Below are 20684 nucleotides of genomic sequence, written 5' to 3'. Positions count from 1 at the left end.
CCGTCTCGAGGTGTACGCGAGCGGGCGGATCCGTGGAGGGAGCCCGGCACCACGTGCCCTGTGGAGGCGAAGTCAGCGGGGTGAGCCTTGCTGCGTCGCAAGAACGAGGACACCCGATGCAAGATGCTGCCAGTTCGCGCCACTCTGGGTGTAGAGATCGCCCGCTGCGTCGCGCAGTCGCGCGGTTCCGGACTGATTGCCTCCGGCGACGGTCGTCACCTGATCGGGCGTGCGTGTTGACGAGCCGAACCCACCCAGCGGCTGCTCCCAGAGGGACGTCACCCCGTCGAGCGTGTACACGACGGCGACGAGAGCGGCATCCGACCATGCGACCTGTGCGCCGGCACCGGGCAGCACGGCGAGCACGGACCGCTCGCCGAGCGCTGTCGGGGCGCCTTCTCTGTCGCGCAGGATGCCCGCCACCCAGAGCGCGTCGCGCGCGCCGTCGCGGACGACGGCCGCCACTCGCGTGCCGTCGCGCGAGACGTGCATCGAGATGATCCGCACGGCTCCGGGCCAAGCGCCGGCGACCTCGACGATCGTGCCGTCAGGCGCGGCGGCATGGACGGCGGCTGGCCTGTCGGCCGGGACCGACCAGATGTACCCGTACGGGTCGATCGACGGCGCGAGCAGCCCTTGCCGATCGTCCACGACGAGCATGGCTCCGTCGGCCCGGACTCCGGCGACCGCTCCATCGGACATCAGAACGGCGGCGCTGGTGCGGTCGGCGTCCACGTCGATCTGGACCGCGTCGACGGCTTCGACCGCCGAGGAGAGCCCGTCGATCCGCTCGACGACCGAACCCGAGAGAAAGCCGAAGGCGTCGGCAGTGCGCACGAGCGGACGGGCATCGACGCGCGTCGAGCGCACCGCGACGGTGCCCGCGCGGAGCAGCTCATCACCCACCAGCATGTCGACGCCGATCACGCCCGCGCTGGCGAGGCTCGCCTCAAGCTGTGTTCGCATGCGATCCAGCACGGTCGCCTCGAGTGCCCGCGCGCCCTCCTCGAGCACGACCTCCGCCACACCGCCGGAGCGCAGCGGCACGGAAGGCTGAGCCAGTCGTGCGCCATCCGTGAAAGCGGTCGCGACGGCGCCGGTCAGCCACGGGCTCGGTGCGCCGTCGACCAGCGCCTGAGCGATGTTCGTCGCGGCATAGGACTTCGGGAACCACCGCTCGTCCGGCACGAGCGTCGACCAGGTCGGATCGAAGTACATCAGGGCGTAGCCGCCGAAAACAGCGCGGAACCGGTTCTGATCGAGCACGATACCGTCGGGCGCCTGCGCGATGCGCCACTGTCCATCGCTCCGCTGCGCCAGGGAGAACCCCAGGGGAATCTCACCGTCTTCGACCACCGAAGACAGCGCACCCGTATCGTCGACCCGTGCGAGAGGCGACACAGACAGCACGAACTCGTCGTTCGCGACCTGCACGAGCCGCCGCTCCCCCGGGTTGTACACCGTGACACCGGCCTGGGGCTTCCACAGCGCCTTGGCGCTGTCGGAGAGGAACTCCCTCGCCGTCGCCCAGTTGCCGCGCGGTCCCGACCCCGCCGCGATGAACCCCTCGACGATCTGCTGCGGTGTCGCGCCGGCGGCAGGACCATCGGGAATGAAGACGAAGTCGCCGTCCGCCTCGCCCTCGGTCACCGACAGCCCGACGTTGACGGGACCCACCGTCGGAAGACCGGCGCAGGCGCTCAGAATGAGGGTGAGCAGGATGCCGAGACCGGCAAGAACCGCAGAGGAGTGCGCGCGCGTCATGTTCCCACTCCCTTGCCCGGCGCGGCGACGGGTCGATCGCGACCGAAATACTCGGCGGCGTCGTCATCGCCAGGATCGAGAGCGACCGGCGAGGCCCCTCCCACGGCCCGGCCGCGATGAGGCAGTGTCAGCACGAAGTTCGTGCCGCGGCCAGGCTCGGACCACACCGCGAGCGTGCCGCCGTGCAGACGCGCATCGCCGAGGGCGATGGACAGGCCGAGGCCGGTCCCGCCGATCGTGCGCTTGCGCGACGGATCGGCGCGCCAGAACCGGTCGAAGACCCGCTCGGCATCAGCGGCGCTCATCCCGAGCCCGTAGTCGCGCACGCCCAGCGCGACAGCGCGCTGATTGCTGTCAACGGTGACGACGATCGGCCGACCCTCGCCGTGTTCGATCGCGTTGCCGAGGAGGTTGCGGACTATCCGCCGCACCCGTCTCGGATCCATCTCAACGGGTGAATACCCCCCGGGGGCGACCAAGCGCACCTCGGTGCCGTGCTGTTCGGCCAGTTGCTGCATCGAGGCGATGACGTCTTCGGCCAGGTGCGCCAGGCTCGTGGGCTCGTTCTCGAGATGCACCGAGCCGGCGTCGTACCTGCTGATCTCGAGGAGGTCGGTGAGGAGCGTCTCGAAGCGCTCCACCTGTGCGTGCAGCAGCTCGGCGGCGCGCGCCATCGTCGGATCCAGGCTTTCGCGCTGGTCGTTGAGCATGTCACTCGCGAGGCGAATGGTCGTCAGCGGTGTGCGCAGCTCGTGCGACACGTCCGAGACGAACCGCTGCTGCACGAGCGAAAGTTCGGCCAGTTCCTTTATCTGGGCCTCGATGCTGTCGGCCATCGCGTTGAAGGAGCGGCCGAGCGTCGCGAACTCGTCCTGGCCGCGAACCGGGAGGCGCACGCCGAAATCACCCGCGGCCAGAACCGCACTGGTCTCGGCGGCCTGCGCGATCGGCACCGTGACCGACCTCAGCACAAGCCACGAGATCACGCCGATCAGCACGACGAGCCCCAGTCCCACGAGCCACAGCGTGATCTGCACGAAGCGCAGCGTCCCGGCTTCCGAGGCCAGGTCATAGGCGAAGTAGAACTCGTACGCGCCGACCTCGGGGAACACCAGCTGCTGCCCGATCACGATCCCCGGCACCGCCCCTCCGTCGTCATCTGGGATCGCGATCGACTGCCACCACTGCTGCTCGGCGTCGCGCTGGACGGCGGCCCGCAGCCCCGCGGTGAGCAGCTCCGGTTCCATGCCGCCCTTCGTGAAGTCCTGCGGGGCGATCTGCGAGGGCTCCGACGCGATGCGGAACGCGGCGATCAGGTCGGTGCCCGCCTGACGGGAGATGGCATCGGTCGCGTTCTCCATGAGGAGGCGCAGCGCGTCGGGATCACCCTCGGGCTGGGCGACATCCAAGGATCGTTGCGCAGACTGCGTGGCCCGCTCGACAGCCTGCTGCGCCTGCTGGACGCGCGACTCGAACAGGTCGTTCTGGATGGCCAGGGCCATCGTCACGAACGCGATCAGAACGGTCAGCGCGGTGAGTCCCAGCGTCAGCGCCAGCGTGCGGAAGCGCAGGGAACGCTGCCAGGCGTACCCGACCCGCTTCGGCCACGACCGCCAGTCGCGCCACCCACGCCAATCGCCCGGAAGCGTGACGGTGGAGCTCGTGGCGGACATCGGACCGGGAACGTGTCCGGACGGTCAGGCGACCGCGCCTGCGCGGTAGCCGACGCCACGGACCGTCGTGACGATCTTGGGGTTGTCGGGGTCGATCTCGACTTTTGCGCGGAGACGCTGGACATGCACGTTCACCAGTCGAGTATCTGCCTTGTAGTGATAACCCCACACCTGCTCGAGCAGCATTTCGCGGGAGAACACCTGCTGCGGAGCGGACGCCAGGGCCACGAGCAGCTCGAACTCCAGCGGGGTGAGCGCGATCATCGTGCTGCCGCGCCTGACCTCGTGCGCGGCGACGTCGACGCTCACGTCGCCGATCCGCAGGGTCACGGCGTCAAGAGTGGATGCCGGGCGCAAACGCGTGCGGATGCGGGCGACCAGCTCCTTGGGGTTGAACGGCTTGACGATGTAGTCATCGGCCCCCGATTCGAGCCCCCGGACGACATCGGCGGTATCCGTGCGGGCCGTGAGCATGATGATCGGCACGCCGGACTCGGCACGAATGTGGGTGCAGATCTCGATCCCGTCCATCCCGGGCAGCATGAGGTCCAGCAACACGAGCTCCGGACGTTCTGCCCGCCAGGTTTCGAGCGCGGCGCCACCATCGGCGCAGAAGACCGGGTCGAATCCCTCGGTGCGCAAGACGATGCCGATCATCTCCGCCAGAGCGGTGTCGTCATCGACAACGAGAATCCGAGCGGTCATGGGCTTCGTTCGTCCTTCGGGGTTCGGCCGGTGCCAGGTGCCGAGAGGTCGGCGCACTGCCACAGTAGCGGACCGGTCTGTGACGGAGCCGCAGCGTCACCGAATGAAGGTCCGCTCCGGATCCGGAGCGGACCTTCATTCAAGGGGTGTGGCTACGCGTGCAGATCGAAGCGATCGAGCTCCATGACCTTGCCCCACGCGGCGGCGAAATCACGGACGAACTTCTCGTGCGCGTCGTCAGAGGCGTACACCTCGGCGAGCGCCCGCAGCTCCGAGTTCGACCCGAACAGCAGATCGACGCGAGTGCCGACGCCGACGTCCTCTCCGGAGCCGTCCTTGCTGCCGGTGAAGGCGTGCTTGCCGGGATCGAGCGGGGTCCACGTCGTACCGAGATCGAGCAGGTTCACGAAGAAATCGTTCGTGAGCACTCCCCTTCGATCCGTGAAGACGCCGTACGACGATCCGTCCCAGTTCGCGCCGAGCGCACGCAGGCCGCCGACCAGCACGGTCATCTCGGGCGCGGTGAGCGTCAGCAGGTTCGCCCTGTCGACGAGCAGATGCTCCGCGGGCAGCCCGGAGGCCATGGCCAGCGGGCCAAGGTAGTTGCGGAACCCGTCGGCAGCGGGCTCGAGATAGCCGAACGACTCCTCATCCGTCTGCTCCGCCGTCGCATCGGTGCGACCGGGGTGGAAGACGACCTCGGCCGTCACCCCGGCATCCGCCGCCGCCTTCTCGACGGCCGCGTTCCCCGCCAGGACGATCAGGTCCGCCAGCGACACCTTCGCACCGGTCGCGTCGACGTCGGCTTTGATACCGCCGAGAACACCGAGCACCTTCTGCAGCTGCGCCGGGTTGTTGACCTCCCAGTCCTTCTGCGGTGCCAGTCGGATGCGGGCGCCGTTGACACCACCGCGCTTGTCGCTGCCGCGGAAGGTGGATGCCGCCGCCCACGCGACCCCGACGAGCTCGGCGATGGTGAGACCGGATTCGAGGATCCTGGCCTTCAGCGCCGCGGCAGCCGCTGCGTCGATCAGTTCGTGATCCACGGCCGGCACGCGGTCCTGCCAGATGAGCTCCTCAGCGGGAACCTCAGGGCCGACGTAGCGCTCGATGGGCCCCATGTCGCGGTGGGTGAGTTTGAACCAGGCGCGGGCGAACGCGTCGGCGAAGGCCTGCGTGTCATCCTTGAACCGGCGCGAGATCTTGTCGTACTCGGGATCCATCCGCAGGGCCAGGTCGCTCGTCAGCATGCGCGGCTCGCGGCGGCCGCCGGAGTGGGCCAGCGGAACCATGTCGGCGCCGCCGCCGCTCACGGGACGCCACTGCTGCGCGCCCGCCGGGCTGGTGAAGAGCTCCCACTCGTAGGCGTAGAGAATGTGGAAGAACTCGTTGTCCCACCGGGTGGGGTGGTACGTCCAGGTGACTTCGAGGCCCGACGTGATCTGGTCGTCGCCCTTGCCGGAGCCGTAGTTGTTCTTCCAGCCGAGTCCCTGCATTTCCAAGCCCGCGGCCTCGGGGTTCTCCTCGAGGTAGGAGTCGGGCGCCGCGCCGTGCGTCTTGCCGAAGGTGTGGCCGCCGGCGATGAGGGCCACGGTCTCTTCGTCGTTCATCGCCATGCGCGCGAACGTCTCGCGGATGTCGCGCGCCGAGGCCACCGGGTCGGGGTTCCCGTTCGGGCCCTCCGGGTTGACGTAGATGAGACCCATCTGCACGGCCGCGAGGGGCCTCTCGAGATCGTGCTCGCCCGTGTACCGCTCGTCACCGAGCCAGGTGGTCTCGGGACCCCAATACACATCGTCGTCCGGCTCCCAGACATCGGGGCGACCGCCGCCGAAGCCGAAGGTCTCGAAGCCCATGTTCTCGAGCGCGACGTTGCCGGCGAGGATAATGAGGTCGGCCCACGAGATCGCCTGACCGTACTTCTTCTTCACGGGCCAGAGCAGGCGCCGCGCCTTGTCGAGGCCGACGTTGTCGGGCCAACTGTTCAGCGGAGCGAACCGCTGCTGCCCGCCGCCGCCGCCGCCGCGTCCGTCCATGACGCGGTACGTGCCGGCGGAGTGCCACGCCATCCGGATCATGAGGGGCCCGTAATTGCCGAAATCAGCAGGCCACCAGTCCTGCGAGGTGGTGAGGAGCTCGTTGATCTCGCTCTTGACCGCGGCGAGATCCAACGCGGCGAAGGCGGCGCGGTAGTCGAAGTCGCCGCCGAGCGGGTTCGCCTCCGCGGGGTTCTTCTTCAGGATCCGCAGGTTCAGCCGATTGGGCCACCACACGCTGTTGGCCGAGCCCGACGTCGGGTGCGGCTGTGCGTGGATGACGGGGCACGTCGCCGCTTCCTCAGCCTTCGCCTCTGCGGTGTCGGTGACGGTGCGGGACTGATCGATGTCCGTCGGGTTCTCGCCGATCGGAGCGACGCTGTCATCGCGTTCGGGCATGATGTTCCTTCCTCGGGGATTCGGGTGGTTCAGGGATGCGGGATGGCGCACGCTGGGCAGATGCCCCAGAAGGTGACTTCGGCGGATTCGATCGCGAAGCCGTGCGCCTCGCCCGGCTCCAGACACGGTGCCGCGCCGACGACGCAATCGACGTCCTCGACGGCATTGCATACGCTGCAGACCAGGTGGTGGTGATTGTCGTCGACGCGCAGTTCGAAGAGCATCGATCGGCCGGCCGGCTCGATCCGCCGGACGAGGCCGGCCTCGGCGAAGTCACTCAGCGCGTTGTACACCGACTGCCGGCTGGTGCTCGGCACCCGCGGCAGCACGTGCGCATACAGGTCTTCCGCGCTCGCGTGGGGGCGAGCGGCGAGAGCGTCGTAGACGGCCGCACGCGGTTCGGTCAGCCGCAGTCCGGCGCCCCGCAACGCCTCAGCCGCGGGAGCGTAGACGTGGGCGGCGACCATGCCTTCAGCCTACGCTTGTTTTGACCGGATCAAAACAAATCTTCCCGACTCCGCGGTGAACGATCTCCGACGCGTCGTCGGATCAGTAGCGGTAGTGATCGAGCTTGTAAGGACCTTCGACCGGCACGCCGATGTAGCGGGCCTGTTCCTCGGTCAACTCGGTGAGCTCAACGCCGATCGCCGCCAGGTGCAGCCGCGCGACCTTCTCGTCGAGCACCTTCGGCAGCACGTAGACGCCGACGGGGTAGTCCTCCGGCTTGGTGTAGAGCTCCAGCTGCGCGAGCACCTGGTTGGTGAAAGACGCGCTCATCACGAACGACGGGTGACCCGTGGCATTGCCGAGGTTGAGAAGTCGTCCCTCCGACAGCACCAGGATGCTGTGGCCGCCCGGCATCCGGTACTCGTGGACCTGCGGCTTGATCTCGATCTTCTCGACTCCCGGCAGGGCCTCCAGGCCCGCGATGTCGATCTCGTCGTCGAAGTGGCCCACGTTGCCGACGATCGCCAGGTGCTTGAGCGACTGAAGGTGCTCCTTCGTGACGACGCGGGTGTTGCCCGTGCCGGTGATGAGGATGTCGACGTCGCCGATGACCGAGTCGAGCTTGGCGACCTGGAATCCGTCCATCGCGGCCTGAAGAGCGCAGATCGGATCGACCTCACCGATGATGACCCGGGCGCCCTGGCCTCGCAGCGCCTCGGCGGCACCCTTGCCCACATCGCCGTATCCCACGATGAACGCGACCTTGCCGCCGACGAGAACGTCGGTGGCGCGGTTGATCCCGTCGGGCAGGGAGTGACGGATGCCGTACTTGTTGTCGAACTTCGACTTCGTCACCGAGTCGTTGACATTGATCCCCGGGAACAGCAGTCCGCCGGCGGCGTGCAGCTCGTACAGGCGGTGGACACCCGTGGTGGTCTCTTCCGTCACACCGATCATGTCCGCGGCCATCCGCGTGAATCGCTGGGGGTCGCGGGCGAGGCTCGCCCGCAGGGTCTCCAGGACGATCCGGTACTCGGTCGAGTCGCCGTCGCCCGCATCGGGGACTGCGCCGGCCTTCTCGAACTCCACGCCACGATGGATGAGGAGCGTCGCGTCGCCGCCGTCGTCGAGAATGAGGTTCGGGCCCGCGTAGCCCTCGGCCGACCAGTCGAAGATGCGGTCTGCGAGCGCCCAGTACTCCTCCAGCGTCTCGCCCTTGAAGGCGAAAACCGGGATCCCGGCGGGGTTCTCCACGGTGCCGTGGGGGCCGACGGCGACCGCCGCCGCCGCTTCATCCTGCGTCGAGAAGATGTTGCAGCTGGCCCAGCGCACCTTGGCGCCGAGCGCCACGAGGGTTTCGATCAGTACGGCCGTCTGCACCGTCATGTGCAGCGATCCCGCGATCCGGGCTCCCGCGAGCGGCTGAGTGGGACCGAACTCGGCGCGGAGGGCCATGAGGCCGGGCATCTCGTTCTCGGCAAGCCGCAGCTGGTGCCGTCCTGCCTCAGCGAGAGACAGGTCGGCGACGACGAAGTCCTGGGCGTGGTCGAGGAGAGAAGCGGGCGAGGCGGGTGTCGGCATCCGGCAATTCTGCCACGCGAAGGAGTCTCAGACGCGCAGTGTTTCGTGCCGCACGACCGTCCAGCCCTTCGGGAACGACATCCGGTCGGTATGGATGGCACAGAGGTCGTGCGCGTGCGGGGCTCCCGCACCGCCGAGCGGACCCACGACGGCCATCTGATCGCCGTAGTCGTAGGTCAGCGTCGTCACGGCCTCACGGGCACAGGCCACCTTGGAGCAGAGTCTCTCGCGCATCGTGCCCACGGTACTCGGCGCCGGTGCTCCGGTTCGGATGCCGCGCCGCCGACTAGAATGGCAGCATGTCACGGATGCGGCTCTCGTGAGACGGCGCGCGGCACAGCCGCCCCGTCGGCCGACGCGGCATGGCCGACACGGACGCGACGATCGCAGCCCGGTCGTGCGTCCCCCGCTCCCCCCACTCGAGACGCGCGCTGAGCGTTTCGACCTCACGGTCGGAACGGCCGCCGAGTTCTTGCGGAGCGCATGGCCCGAACTGCGCGACATCCGTTTCGAGGTGGGCGCCATGCCGCCGGCATCGGACGACGAGGGCATTCCGCGCTGGACGGTGCTGACCGACGAGCGACGCATCATCCTCTACCGGCTGCCGATCGAGCGTCTGAGCCACCTGCACCGCGATGATGAACTGCACCGTCGCATGACGATCGAGAGCTGCGTCTTCCGCGCGGCGGCCGAGTATCTGGGGCGTGACCCCTGGGACCTCGGTCCCGACCGCTTCCGCTTCATCTGAGCCGGCCGGACCCGCTCAACGCGGGAACACCTCGAGCGATGCTGCCGCGACATCGCCGGCTGACACGGGGTAGCCGGCGAGCCGGCCGGGTCCGGCGTAGGCGACTGCCGCTCGTACTCCGTCGCCGTCGGGGATGACCTGGTAGACCCGATCGCTCTGGAGCGGGACCGACACCGCGCGCCCGGCTGGCACGACAATCTCCTCGACAGAGCCGGCCCCGGCCCCGGCGACGAGCCGGACCCGCCGATCGGTGTCGCTGGATGAGGTCACGGTCAGCGTCGGCGATGGCCCGGCCGCGACGGCGACGAGCGCGGGAGCGGCGAGCTCCTGCGCGGCGACGAACCATGCGAAATCGGATTCGCCGCCGGAGCCGGACGTGCTCCACACGGCACCGGTCATGGGGGCGCTCGACGTGATGCGCGCGGTGTAGACGCCCACCGGCAGCCCGGCGAGTTCGAGCTCGAGCGGCACACCGGCCGCGAGGTCGACCGACACGGCATCGCCGACCTGGCCGGCGTCGCTCCACACCGTGACGCTCGCTGTCGCCGGCGCGCTCGGGGACAGCAGCCTCACGAACGCCGCGACGTCGCTCACGTCGGCCGCTCCCGGCTCCTGGGCGATCGCGAATCCCGGGATCACGAGGTCGCGCGCCGGCGTCGTCGTCGCGGTGACCTGATCGACACCGACGGGGACCAGAACCCGGGTGAGGCTGGTCTGCAGCGACGCACGCACGGGAGCCTCGGCCGCCGTGACGCGGATGGTCGGACTCTCCTCGCCGAGCGCCAGGGCAGCCAGCGCGATCACGCGCTGCGCGCCGGCTGCAACGCGCAGGTCGGCACCGGCGGCCGGCGTCGATGCGCCCTCGGCGCCATAGACGGTGAGCGTCACGCGCGCGGCCACATCGCCCGGATTGGCCAGGACGACGAGGTCGGCGGCTCCCGTGGCCGCCGAGCCGCCGACCAGCCAGGATTCCATCGTCGCCCGCGTGCAGGCGGATGCCGCGAACCCGCGCAAGTCCGTCTCATCGATCTGCGCGGATCCCGCCGCGGCCACATCGGTCCGTGCGCCGTCGACGGGTTCGGCGGTCACGGCGAGCGGTCCCCCGCCCCCGATCACGCTCGCTGCCGTGAGCTGCCTCGACGTGGGCACGGCTCCGTCCGATGCTCCGAACACGACACGCTGTGCCGCGGCGTCCGCCAGCGCGGCGGCGGCGGACTCCCGCCCCGCCGCCAGAAGAGGTCCGCCGCAGGTCGCCACCGATGCTGTCGCGGCCGGAGCGGCAGTGATCGCCGCCGGTTCGCGGGAAAGGCCGGGCCACGCCGTGAGCACGGTGCCCACCCCGCCGACCGCGATGGCCATCGCGACGACGGTGCCCACGATCACCTGCCTGCGCGGAGTCCGAGCGACCCGTGTGCTGGTCATCGTCGCCGCCCTGCGCCGATGCCGATGACCCGCGGCCAGCGCCGCGCGTCGGTGAGCGAGCGGCGCGTGGGGACGGCGAGCAACAGGGCGACGGCGACGATCCCGAGCTGCAGAGCGGCCGTGCGGCCCGCATCCGCCTGCTGCACGGCCGACGGCGCGGTCCGCTCGGCGACGCCGGCCGAAACCCGCCACAGCAGACCCTTGGCGGTCTCGCCGACCTTCTCCAGGTCGTCCCGCTGGTCGAGCGAGGTGATCGCCTGGATGCGCAGCTCTCGCGCGTCGTCGGAGTCCGCCGACCCGTCATCGCCGAGCATCACGAACGCAACACCGTGGGCTGCCAGGCGGTCCACGGCATCTCCCTCGGGGTCGGCGATCAGCGCCGCGGCCACCTGCGCAGCCTCGCGGTCACCGGCGTCCGGCGACGTCCGGGCCGAACGGAGCGTGGACTGACCTCCGAGAGCGGCCGTCCCACCCCACACGACGTCGACGACAGCGCCTCCCGAGGTCGGCGTGATCACGAACGTGGCTCGATCCGAGCCAGCGCGCCCCTCCGCGGCGACGTAGGCCGGGAGCGTGCTGGCCGAGCCCTCGATGAGAGCCGATGCGCCGCGCAGCGGGGCGGTCAGCGCGGGCACCGCGGCCACGGCGAGCACAATCACGATCGCGGCGGCGACGGATCCGCGGACCCGGACACGGACCCGCCAGAGATCGAGAGTCGTCAGCGCCGCACCGAGCAGGCCGAACCAGTAGAGGCTGAGCGCTGCGCCGGGCCAGAGGCCCACCGGCTCGGTTCCGTCCGAGCTCAGCACCACGCCGATCGCGAGGGTCGCCGTCGCGAGGCCCACGAGAGCGGTCACCAGCAGGACGGATGCCGGGATCAGGCGTCCGCGGGCCGGGGCGAGCAGCGCGAGCAGAAGAAGCGGTGCGACCGCGAGGGTGATCCACACGGCGGACGAGCCGGTCGCAGCAGCCCAGCCGCCGGCATCCGTACCGGGAAATCCAGCGGCGAGGAAGATCCGTCGCACGAGGTCGATGCGCGCCTCGGGTGCCAGGGGCACTCCCGGGTCGGCGAGCAGCGACCAGGGGTCGCCGGCGCGCACACGCGTCCACACGAGCGGAGCGAAGATCACCGCGGTCGGAACGAGGAGCCAGATCACCCGGCCAAGACCGGCGCCGCGGCGGAGTGTCACGGTGAGCACGATCGCAAGAACCCAGAGGAGCAGCAGAGCCGGCGCGAGAGACGGGGCACAGGCGAGGACGAGAACGGCGATGACCGAGGCGACGGCGGCCGCGCTCCACGAGCGATGAGCGGCTGCCGCAGTGAACACCAACCAGGGCAGCAGGAGGTGCACGAGCACGCCGGTCGGGCGACCCTCGGTCAGTGCGGCGAGGAACATCGGCGCCAGCGCCCACCCGGCCGCGCCGAGTGCGCGAAGGCCGCTGCGCTCGCTCACACGCGTCGTGGCGAACCACCCGCCGAGAGCGGCCAGCGGCATCGCGAGAATCCACAGGACGACGAGAGCCCGCGAGGGCGCCGCGGGCCAGAGCGACCCGATCGCGGCGATCAGCGCGGCAAAGGGGTCGGCCGGCCCGGAGGTCGCCCAGCCCAGCGCGCGGGGCCCGCTCGCGGCGTCGGCCCACAGCTGCCCGACCGTCGCTCGAAGCGGCGCGAGAGCCCCGCCGGCGAGCACGGGCCACGTGAGAAGTGACGTGAACACGATGATCGATACGGCGAGGAAGGCAAGGAAGATCCATGCCCCGCCGCCGCTGAAAAAGCGCAGTTCGCTGCGGCCGGGACCGACCGCACGGGACGAATCGGAGTCGAACCGCTGACGCAGCTCCGAAGAGGTCACCCGGAGCGGCGCGAGCTGCGCCCAGCTCGATCGGCGCGTACGGCGGATGCGTGATCGCGCCCGTTGCACGGGACCCAACCGCGCGACAGCGGTCGCGGCGGATGCCCATTCCGGACCGATCTGCCCTGGTCGCTTTGCCAGAAGGTGCCCGAGCGTCCGGAGAAACGCGAGCGGAAGAACGCTCAGCCAGTGCAGTGGGACCGCCGGTCCCGGGGCGTAGACGAGACGCCGGTGCAGCTGCGCGGTCCGCCCGGCATACGCGCGTCGCCCCCAGGCTGCGGATGAGACCGGCGCCCCGGCGACGCCGTCGCCCGCGACGGCGATCACCGCGCCGGGCACGATGGCCACGCGGTCCCCGCGGAGCCGGGCACGCACGCCCAGGTCGAGCCCTTCGTCGGCGCCGGCCAGCGCCGCATCGATGCCGTCGAGCTCGCGCCACGCGGCCGTCCGCACGAGCAGGCCGCGGGCGTCGGCGCCCATCACGTCTTCGCGGGAGTCGTGCTGCCCCTGATCCAGTTCCCCTTCGGCGAGCTGCACCGTGCGTCCGAGCGCAGTCATCGAGGTGCCGAGCGAGACGATCTGACCGGCGTCGTCCCAGCGGACGAGCTTGGGTGCTGCGACGGCGACGGAGGGAGCGGTCTCGAGCGCGCCCGCGAGGCGGACGAGGGCATCGGGCGCGGGCGCGGTGTCTTGCGCCAGCAGCCACACTGCGTCGCCGTCGATCCGCCGGCTCCCCATCGAAACGGCCTCGGCGAAAGAGGTCCGCCGGTCGGCGGCGATCACCCCCTCCGCTCCGGAGTCGGCGGCGAGCCGCGAGATGACGGCATCCGTCCCGCACAGCACGATGGTCAGCACGTCGAGCGGGCGCGACTGTTCTCGAAGAGCAGCAAGCGTCCGCTGCAGATGCAGATCGGCGGGCACGCGCCCGTCGGGGCGCACGACCAGCAGCGCGTGAACTCTGGCGGGCATGACGGAGTCAGCCTAAGCGCGGGGGACGAGCACCAACGCCCATCCGCCGCGAGTCCCGAGATCGATCGAGCGGATCAGGCGCGACGCTTGATCTTGCGACGTTCTCGCTCGCTGAGCCCGCCCCAGATGCCGAAACGCTCGTCGTTGCTCAGCGCGTAATCGAGGCACTCACCGCGCACGTCGCACGTCGTGCAGATGCGCTTCGCGTCGCGGGTGGATCCACCCTTCTCCGGAAAGAAAGCCTCCGGATCGGTCTGTGCGCACAGCGCCTCGGACTGCCATGACAGCGTGGCGTCGCGTTCGCCCTCGACCGGTCGCCGCACCCCGGGGACCCCGAGATTGACCGGGTCGACGAACCAGTCGTCGGGAACGCCGGAACGGTACCCAGCCATATCGCTCTCCCCACTGTTTCCCCTCACGCTGGTGCGCGTGTTGTGATAATTACACCCTTGTCATTCCACGGGGTCAAGTCGCAGATCGTAAACCCTCAATACGGAAGTGAAGCTTTTCCGGCCCTGCACGGCGTGTCGCGACCACCCGAGACGGTCAGCGACGACCGGGCGTCGCGACGAACGCCTCGCCGGAACCCGTGAGGACCGCGTCGCCGTCACGCGCAGACAGATAGGCGGCGCGTCCGGGCACGAGCACGACGGATGCCGCGCCCGCGGCGACCTCGACCGTCCCTCGGACGGCGAGCACGATGGCCGGCCCCATGAGGGTGAGCGGGATGGCCACGCCCACGACCGTGACGCGCGTGAGCGCGAAGTCCGGGACGTCGACCTCGAACACCTCGACGCCGGGGGCGACCCATCGCGCGGCGACCAGCGGCACCGGTCCCGGCGTCGTGTCGACGATGCGGAGGAGTTCGGGGACGTCGATGTGCTTGCGGGTCAGCCCGCCGCGCAGGACGTTGTCGCTGGCCGCCATGAGCTCGACTCCCAGGCCGTCCTGATACGCGTGCAGCACACCCGCGGGGGCGAAGACCGCCTCTCCTCGCTGCAGCACGACGAGATTCATCAGCAGCGCGACCACCAGGCCGGGGTCTCCGGGGAAGGCGGCCGCGATCGTGCACAGGACCTCGAGCTCCCCGGTGAACTCCGGCGACGCGGCAGCGGCAAGCTCCGCCGCGATCTCGGCCACGGGGGCCGAGCCCGAGAGCGCCCAGGCGAGTGCGTCGCGCAGCACCGCGGACTCGTCGTCTCCGTTCAGCCGGCCGGCGAGCGCCCGGGCCCCCGGGCCGTCTCCGAGCGCGTCGACGAGCCGCCGCGTCTGCGGCAGGGAGCGCAGACCCAGCAGCGCACGGAAGGTGCCGCTCAGGGCGACGATGATCTCCGGCTTGTGATTGTCATCTCGATAGAGGCGGTCAGCGGCATCCCGCGGGATCCCGCGCGCCTCTTCGTGCGCGAACCCTGCCACGGCCTGCTCTTTCGTGGGGTGGGCCTGGATCGACAGGGTGGATGCCGCGGCCAGCAGCTTCATCAGATACGGCAGCGCGGGTTCACCCGCCTCAGCGAGCGCGACGTCGAGCGTGCGTCCCGTTCCGTCGTCGACGATCGACGGCGACCCGGCATAGTCGCCGTACCAGGACTCGGCCTCGGGAGCGCCCGAGGGAGCCCTGCCCTCCAGCTCCGCAATGAGCGACGCCGATCCCCAGGAGTAGCCGCGGGGTGTATTCGAGATCGGGAGGAGCACATCTTCAGCCTAGAGCCGCGGGAGAACCGGGCCCGCGGCCCGCCGGCGGTAGCCTGATCAGACCATGGCCGCCCACGCACTGCATCCGATCTCGGCGCCTCCTGCCGCGCCGATCCGGGAGAAGTTCGGGCATCTGCTCGTGCGCGCCTGGTGCATCTTCGTGCTGGTGGCCGGGTTCGCGGGGACATCGTGGCTGATGGCGTTCGGCGTCGCGGGGACCGCGGTGGTCGCGTACGGCTCGGGCCTGATCTCGATGATCCTCTGGATCGTGCTCCGACCCGGAGTGCAGTGGCGGCGGCTGCCATGGCTGGCCGTGGGCTACGTCGCGTGGGCGACCTGCTCGATCCTCTGGAGCGCGTACCCGGCATCCACCGTCCCGACCCTCCTCCTGCTGCTGAGCACGACGGTGCAGGCCATGTTCGTCGGCTCGGTGCTCACCTGGCGGGAGCTCGTGCGCTCGATCGCCTCAGCTCTGAAATGGGTTCTCGGCGTGTCGCTCGCGTTCGAGATCTGGGTGTCGCTCGTCTGGGGGGGGCCCGTCATGCCCGGCTTCGGGCGACCCGGGCGGGGCGTCGACCCGATCGAGATGTGGAGCCGCGACAACCTCTTCGACGGGGGACGCATCCAGGGTGTCTTCGGCAACGCGAACGCGCTGGCCTATGTCGCGCTGCTGGGCATCGTCGTCTTCTCGATCCGCATCGCCTCCCGCGCGCCGCGACGCCCCTTCCTGTACGCGTGGATCGTGGTCGCCGCCTTCCTCTTCTTCCGCGCCGCCTCGGCGACGGCCACTCTGGCCGCCGCCGCGGTCGCCGTGGTGCTCGCGGCCGCCCTCATCATGCGCGCGAGCCGGCGTGCCGGCGTCCGGACGCGCTTGCACCTCGCCTATGCCGTCATCGCACTCGGCGGTCTGGGCGCTCTGTGCGTGGCCCGCGACGGGGTGTTCGCCCTCCTCGGCCGCTCTTCCGACCTCTCCGGACGTGAGCGCATCTGGGAGGCCGTCGGCGATCGGGCCGCCGAACGACCCGTGCAGGGCTGGGGGTTCTCGACTCCGTGGATCCCGACCGACCCGGCCTTCGACGGCTGGATCGTCGACCACGGGGTCACCGTGATGCAGGCCCACAACATGTGGCTCGACGTCTTCCTGCAGCTCGGAGTGATCGGCGTCTCGCTGATGGCGCTGACGGTGTTCGCCTTCGGCTGGCGCGCCTGGTTCTTCGCGATCGACCGCCCCCGCTCGGACTTCGTCGCCGATCGCCCATACTCCGCCCTCACGCTTCTGCCCCCCCTCGTCGCCGCCCTCCTCCTGGTGCAGGGACTCGCGGAATCCACTCCGCTGCTCGGCTGGGGCTGGATGCTGCTGGTCATGTTCTCGTTCAAGATCAAGCAGACACCGCTTCTCAGCCGTGGGCCCGCAGAACAGCGTCCGGTCGGCGAGCAGGGCGAGCGGCTCCCGACGTGATGGCGGCTCCCGATGCGTCCGCGCCCGCCGGCGCGGCGGCGCTTCTCCGGTCGGCCGACTTCGCACGGGCTTATACGCTCACGGTGTTCGCCGCCATGTTCGGCAGTCATCTCATCGAGCGCCTCGCGGGGCGCGTGACCCTCGTCACGATCGTGACGGCGCTCTGCCTTCTCGGCGTGAGCATCCTCCTCTCCCGGCGCGGCGAGATCTCCCTCGTCCGCCTCGTGCCCTCATCGCTGCTGCTGCTGTGCGCGTGGGCCTTCGCCAGCATCTTCTGGAGCACGGATGCCGGAACGAGCCTGTTGCGCTGGCTCGCGATGATCGGGGTCGCCCTCCTGGCCGTCACCATCGGCCACATCCGTGACACGCTGCAGACGGTACGCGCGCTCGGTGATGTTCTCAGAGCAGCGCTGGTGCTCTCGCTCGTACTCGAGATCCTCTCCGGCATCCTGCTGGACACTCCACTGCGTTTCTTGGGCATCCAGGGCAACCTCGCCGCGTGGGGGCCGATCCAGGGGATCTTCGGCACGCGCAACTCTCTGGGCATCGTCGCGGTCGTCGCGCTCATCACGTTCGCGGTCGAGCTGCGCACTCTGTCCGTGCGCCCGGCGGTCGGCATCGGTTCGATCGTCCTCGCCGCCGGTCTCGCGCTGCTGTCGGCCTCCCCCACCGTCCTCGTGCTGTCGACCGGCGTCGGGGTGGCCGGCGGGGCACTCGCTCTCGTGCGTGCCGCGCCGATCGCGCGCCGAAGCGCCCTGCAGTGGATGCTTGCGGGTGCCGTCACCGCGTCGGCGATCGCGCTGTATGCGCAACGATCGGCGATCATCACCACCACCGGCGCGGCCGACGACCTGGCGCTGCGCACAGATCTGTGGACGCTCGCGCAGTACTACATCCGTCTGAAGCCGGTGCAGGGCTGGGGCTGGTTCGGTGCCTGGCCGGCCGCCGAGCCGCCCTTCGCGACGATCAACATCCTGCTCGAAGAAGCACACCGGAGCGCGCTCAACGCATACGTCGACGTGCTGTTGCAGCTCGGCTGGGCGGGGGCCCTGCTCCTCTGCATCGTCGGCGGCGCAGCTTTGGTTCGTTCCTGGCTCGATGCCAGCCAGCGCCGGTCGACCGTCTACGCCTGGACGCCGCTGGTGCTGGTCGCCCTGGCGGTCACCTCGCTGTTCGAATCGTACGTGCTCACCGGCGCGGGCTGGCTGCTGCTCGCGCTGGCCGCCGTGCGTGCCGGGCAGTCACGATCGTGGCGCCGACGATTGGATGCCGCGGGTCCTGGCGAGGCGGGCCTGCAACACGCTCCGGGATAGACTTCCAGGGCCATGAGTGCTTCCCCTGACGCCCCGGTCGCGTTCACTCCCGAGAGCGCGACGATCGCGATCGTGACGTTCAACCGCGCGCACCTGCTCACGCGTCTGCTCGAGTCGATCTCGGTGATGAACCCGCAGCCCGGGCACGTCGTCATCGTCGACAACGCCTCCACCGACGACACCGGCGATGTGGTCGAGTCCTTCCGGGACGGCATCGGCTCTGAGATCGTCTATCGCAGACTCGACACGAACACGGGCGGGTCGGGCGGATTCAGCGAGGGAATGCGCATCGCGTACGAGCTCGGGTCCACCTGGATCTGGCTCATGGACGACGACGTCGAGGTCCTGACGGATGGCCTCGCACGCATGGGCGCGTGGGCACCGCGGTTCAAGTCCATCCAGGGCCGCCGCTACGATTACGACGGCAGCGAGTTCTACTGGCAGTACCGCATCGCGGAGCGCATGGGCATCCCGATTCCGTTCGCGCCGTCGGGCTTCGACGCGTCGGGGTACAAGGAGATGAACTCGGGCTGCTTCGAAGGGATGTTCATCCATCGCGACATCGTCGCGCGGATCGGGCTGCCCGACCCGAGGTTCTTCATCTACTGGGACGACCAGACCTACGGATGGCTCGCCTCCCGGCACACGACCTCCGTCATCGTCGACGAGTTCGTGCTGCGCCGCACCCGCGAGATCAAGCAGTGGGACATGGGCATCCGCCACATGAATGCGTCCAGCGACGCCTACCGGTACTACATCATGCGCAACCGCGCCTACATCAAGCGCTATCACCGCGCGCTCGGCGTCTACAGCCCGGTCCTGTTCGGTGCCGGCACGGCGCTGACCTTCGGCAAGGAGCTCATCCGGCTGTTGTTCGTCGAGCGCAAGGTCCGGGGCACCTTGAACCTGTTCCGCGGACTCAAGGATGGGCGCGTGATCGCCCGCGACCCGCACTGGCAGCCGATGCCGGCGCTGGAGCCCGCCGCCTGACCTCAGCGGTGGGAGTCGGCGTTGTACGAGTCCAGGACCTCTGCGATCGGAGCGTCGAGCTTCAGCCGTCCACTGTCGAGGTACAGCCCGCGGGTGCAGAAACGCCGCAGGTCCCTCTCGTTGTGGCTGACGAAGAAGAGTGTCCGCCCGTCGGCGAGCAGTTCATCGATACGGCGGTAGCACTTCTCCCGGAACGCCTTGTCGCCGACGGCGAGCACTTCGTCGACCAGCAAGATCGGCTCGTCCAGCTGAGAGACGACCGAGAACGCCAGGCGTACCTTCATGCCGTTCGACAAGTGCTTGTACGGCATCTCGACGAAGTCGCCGAGCTCGGCGAAATCGACGATGCCATCGAACCTGCGCGCCACTTCAGCGGCCGACATCCCGTGCAGCCCCGCCGTGAGCCGGATGTTCTCGCGCACCGTGAGGTCGCCCACGAACCCTCCGGTGATCTCGATGAGCGGCGCCACTCCCCCGTGGACTTCGACCGATCCCTCGTCGGGCAGCAGCACCCCGGCCACGAGCTTGAGAAGAGTCGACTTCCCCTGGCCGTTGCGGCCGACCACGCCGATCGCCTCGCCGTGCTTCACGTCGAAGGACACGTCCCGGAGGGCCCAGAACTCATCGGGGCGCGTGCGGCGCGCAGAACCCGCGAACAGGTCCTTCAGCGAACGTCGGCCACGCCGGTTGCGGCGAAAGCGCACGCCGAGGCCGGATACTTCGATCGCGACGTCCGCCATCAGAGTTCCTTCAGGACGGCGCGTTCGAGGCGCCGGAACACGAGGATCCCGAGCGCCAGGATCCCGATGCTCATCCCGGCACCGATGCCGACCGCCAGCGGGTCCCATTCCTCCGGGAACAGGCCCACGCGATAGAGCGTGAAGATCCCGGCGAGCGGATTGAACACGGCGAGCTGGGCGACGATGCCCGGCAGGTCGGTGACTCCGTAGATGATCGGCGACGCGTAGAAGAGCGCGCGCAGGATCAGCCGTGTCGTGCGCTCGAGGTCGCCCCACATCACGCACAGGGGGGCGACAAGCAGGCCGAGGCCCACGAGGAGCATCAGCTGCAAGAGGACCGCGACCGGCAGGAGGAGAAGCCCCCAGCCGACCGTGGCCCCCGCGGCGATCGCGAAAACCGCCAGCACCGGGAGCGAGAAGAGAAACTCGATCCCCTTGCTCAAGACGATCCGGTTGACCCAGATCGAGCGCGGAATCGCCGTCGAGCGTACGAGTCGGGCATCCTTGTGGAATGCGCGCGTGAAGTCCGTGACCGCTGCGTTGAACCACACCCAGGGCAGCAGACCTGAGATCAGGAAGACGATGTAGGGCTGCGCGCCGATGTCGCCGCGCTGAAAGACCTGGGTGAAGACGAACCAGTAGATGAGGCTCATCACGAGCGGATCCAGTACCGACCAGAGGTACCCCAGAGCGCTGGTCGAATAGCGCACGCGGAGGTCGCGAGCCGACAGGAGCCACAGCGAGTGGAGGTAGCGACGCGGGGATCCGGGTGCGCCGACAACGGCTGTGGTCACGGTCCGATCCTACGGTGGCGCGCGCTCAGCGGAGCCTCATCACGCTAGTAGCGTGTCGCGTCTAATGTAACGGGTATTGCTGGTTGGCTTGTCTCGATT

17 protein-coding genes are annotated in these 20684 nt (G+C 69.5%); 4 read left to right on the top strand and 13 right to left on the bottom strand.

The window, feature by feature from the left end; translation table 11 throughout:
- Positions 1 to 72 precede the first annotated feature (72 nt).
- The 7 genes from QZV81_RS02950 to QZV81_RS02920 form a co-directional block, all read right to left on the bottom strand.
- On the bottom strand, positions 73 to 1764 hold the full coding sequence (locus tag QZV81_RS02950) for an LpqB family beta-propeller domain-containing protein (protein ID WP_292832245.1): 1692 nt from the start codon (positions 1762 to 1764) through the stop codon (positions 73 to 75).
- Positions 1761 to 3437 (bottom strand): MtrAB system histidine kinase MtrB, encoded by a 1677-nt coding sequence (gene mtrB, locus QZV81_RS02945; protein WP_292832242.1) that lies wholly within the window; start codon positions 3435 to 3437, stop codon positions 1761 to 1763. Before mtrB ends, QZV81_RS02950 begins: the two co-directional genes overlap by 4 nt.
- Positions 3438 to 3461: 24 nt before the next feature.
- Complete coding sequence (mtrA, locus tag QZV81_RS02940) at positions 3462 to 4142, bottom strand: MtrAB system response regulator MtrA (protein ID WP_292832239.1); 681 nt, start codon at positions 4140 to 4142, stop codon at positions 3462 to 3464.
- A gap of 152 nt (positions 4143 to 4294) precedes the next feature.
- Positions 4295 to 6577, bottom strand: coding sequence for a catalase/peroxidase HPI (katG, locus tag QZV81_RS02935; RefSeq protein ID WP_292832236.1), 2283 nt, complete (start codon positions 6575 to 6577; stop codon positions 4295 to 4297).
- 29 nt (positions 6578 to 6606) lie between these two features.
- The gene (locus QZV81_RS02930; protein ID WP_292832233.1) at positions 6607 to 7044 is read right to left on the bottom strand and encodes a Fur family transcriptional regulator; all 438 of its coding nucleotides are present in this window, start codon (positions 7042 to 7044) and stop codon (positions 6607 to 6609) included.
- A gap of 82 nt (positions 7045 to 7126) precedes the next feature.
- Positions 7127 to 8605 carry an adenosylhomocysteinase gene (gene ahcY / locus QZV81_RS02925; protein ID WP_292832230.1) on the bottom strand — a complete coding sequence of 493 codons (1479 nt, stop codon included), beginning with the start codon at positions 8603 to 8605 and terminating at the stop codon, positions 7127 to 7129.
- 27 nt (positions 8606 to 8632) lie between these two features.
- A complete protein-coding gene (locus QZV81_RS02920; RefSeq protein WP_292832227.1) occupies positions 8633 to 8839 on the bottom strand; it encodes a DUF3499 family protein in 207 nt (68 codons plus the stop codon).
- Between the two features lie 163 nt (positions 8840 to 9002).
- On the opposite strand from QZV81_RS02920, the gene QZV81_RS02915 reads away from it, so the two are divergent.
- Positions 9003 to 9353, top strand: coding sequence for a metallopeptidase family protein (locus QZV81_RS02915; RefSeq protein ID WP_292832224.1), 351 nt, complete (start codon positions 9003 to 9005; stop codon positions 9351 to 9353).
- A gap of 15 nt (positions 9354 to 9368) precedes the next feature.
- Here QZV81_RS02915 and QZV81_RS02910 read toward each other — a convergent pair whose 3' ends face one another.
- The 4 genes from QZV81_RS02910 to manA form a co-directional block, all read right to left on the bottom strand.
- Entirely contained in the window at positions 9369 to 10775 is a 1407-nt protein-coding gene (locus QZV81_RS02910) for a DUF5719 family protein (RefSeq protein ID WP_292832221.1), read from the bottom strand.
- Positions 10772 to 13597, bottom strand: coding sequence for a glycosyltransferase (locus QZV81_RS02905; RefSeq protein WP_292832218.1), 2826 nt, complete (start codon positions 13595 to 13597; stop codon positions 10772 to 10774). The genes QZV81_RS02910 and QZV81_RS02905 overlap by 4 nt, the downstream gene beginning before the upstream one ends.
- Positions 13598 to 13671: 74 nt before the next feature.
- Complete coding sequence (locus QZV81_RS02900) at positions 13672 to 13989, bottom strand: WhiB family transcriptional regulator (protein WP_292832215.1); 318 nt, start codon at positions 13987 to 13989, stop codon at positions 13672 to 13674.
- A gap of 154 nt (positions 13990 to 14143) precedes the next feature.
- A complete protein-coding gene (gene manA, locus QZV81_RS02895) occupies positions 14144 to 15289 on the bottom strand; it encodes a mannose-6-phosphate isomerase, class I (RefSeq protein ID WP_292832212.1) in 1146 nt (381 codons plus the stop codon).
- Between the two features lie 64 nt (positions 15290 to 15353).
- Here manA and QZV81_RS02890 point away from each other — a divergent pair, with 64 nt between their 5' ends.
- The 3 genes from QZV81_RS02890 to QZV81_RS02880 are packed head-to-tail and all read left to right on the top strand — an operon-like array spanning position 15354 to position 19051.
- On the top strand, positions 15354 to 16748 hold the full coding sequence (locus tag QZV81_RS02890; protein WP_292832209.1) for an O-antigen ligase family protein: 1395 nt from the start codon (positions 15354 to 15356) through the stop codon (positions 16746 to 16748).
- On the top strand, positions 16748 to 18061 hold the full coding sequence (locus QZV81_RS02885; RefSeq protein WP_292832448.1) for an O-antigen ligase family protein: 1314 nt from the start codon (positions 16748 to 16750) through the stop codon (positions 18059 to 18061). Before QZV81_RS02890 ends, QZV81_RS02885 begins: the two co-directional genes overlap by 1 nt.
- A 12-nt stretch (positions 18062 to 18073) precedes the next feature.
- Positions 18074 to 19051 (top strand): glycosyltransferase, encoded by a 978-nt coding sequence (locus QZV81_RS02880; protein ID WP_292832206.1) that lies wholly within the window; start codon positions 18074 to 18076, stop codon positions 19049 to 19051.
- Positions 19052 to 19053: 2 nt separating this feature from the next.
- On the opposite strand, the gene QZV81_RS02875 is transcribed toward QZV81_RS02880, so the two are convergent.
- Entirely contained in the window at positions 19054 to 19791 is a 738-nt protein-coding gene (locus tag QZV81_RS02875; RefSeq protein ID WP_292832203.1) for an ABC transporter ATP-binding protein, read from the bottom strand.
- A complete protein-coding gene (locus tag QZV81_RS02870; protein WP_292832200.1) occupies positions 19791 to 20585 on the bottom strand; it encodes an ABC transporter permease in 795 nt (264 codons plus the stop codon). Before QZV81_RS02870 ends, QZV81_RS02875 begins: the two co-directional genes overlap by 1 nt.
- Between the last annotated feature and the right edge of the window lie 99 nt (positions 20586 to 20684).

Origin of the sequence: Microbacterium sp. (genome assembly GCF_011620665.1) — a bacterium.
Lineage (GTDB): Bacteria > Actinomycetota > Actinomycetes > Actinomycetales > Microbacteriaceae > Microbacterium.
The sequence above is the reverse complement of the archived record's forward strand: the minus strand, read 5'-3'. Positions and strand labels throughout refer to the sequence as shown.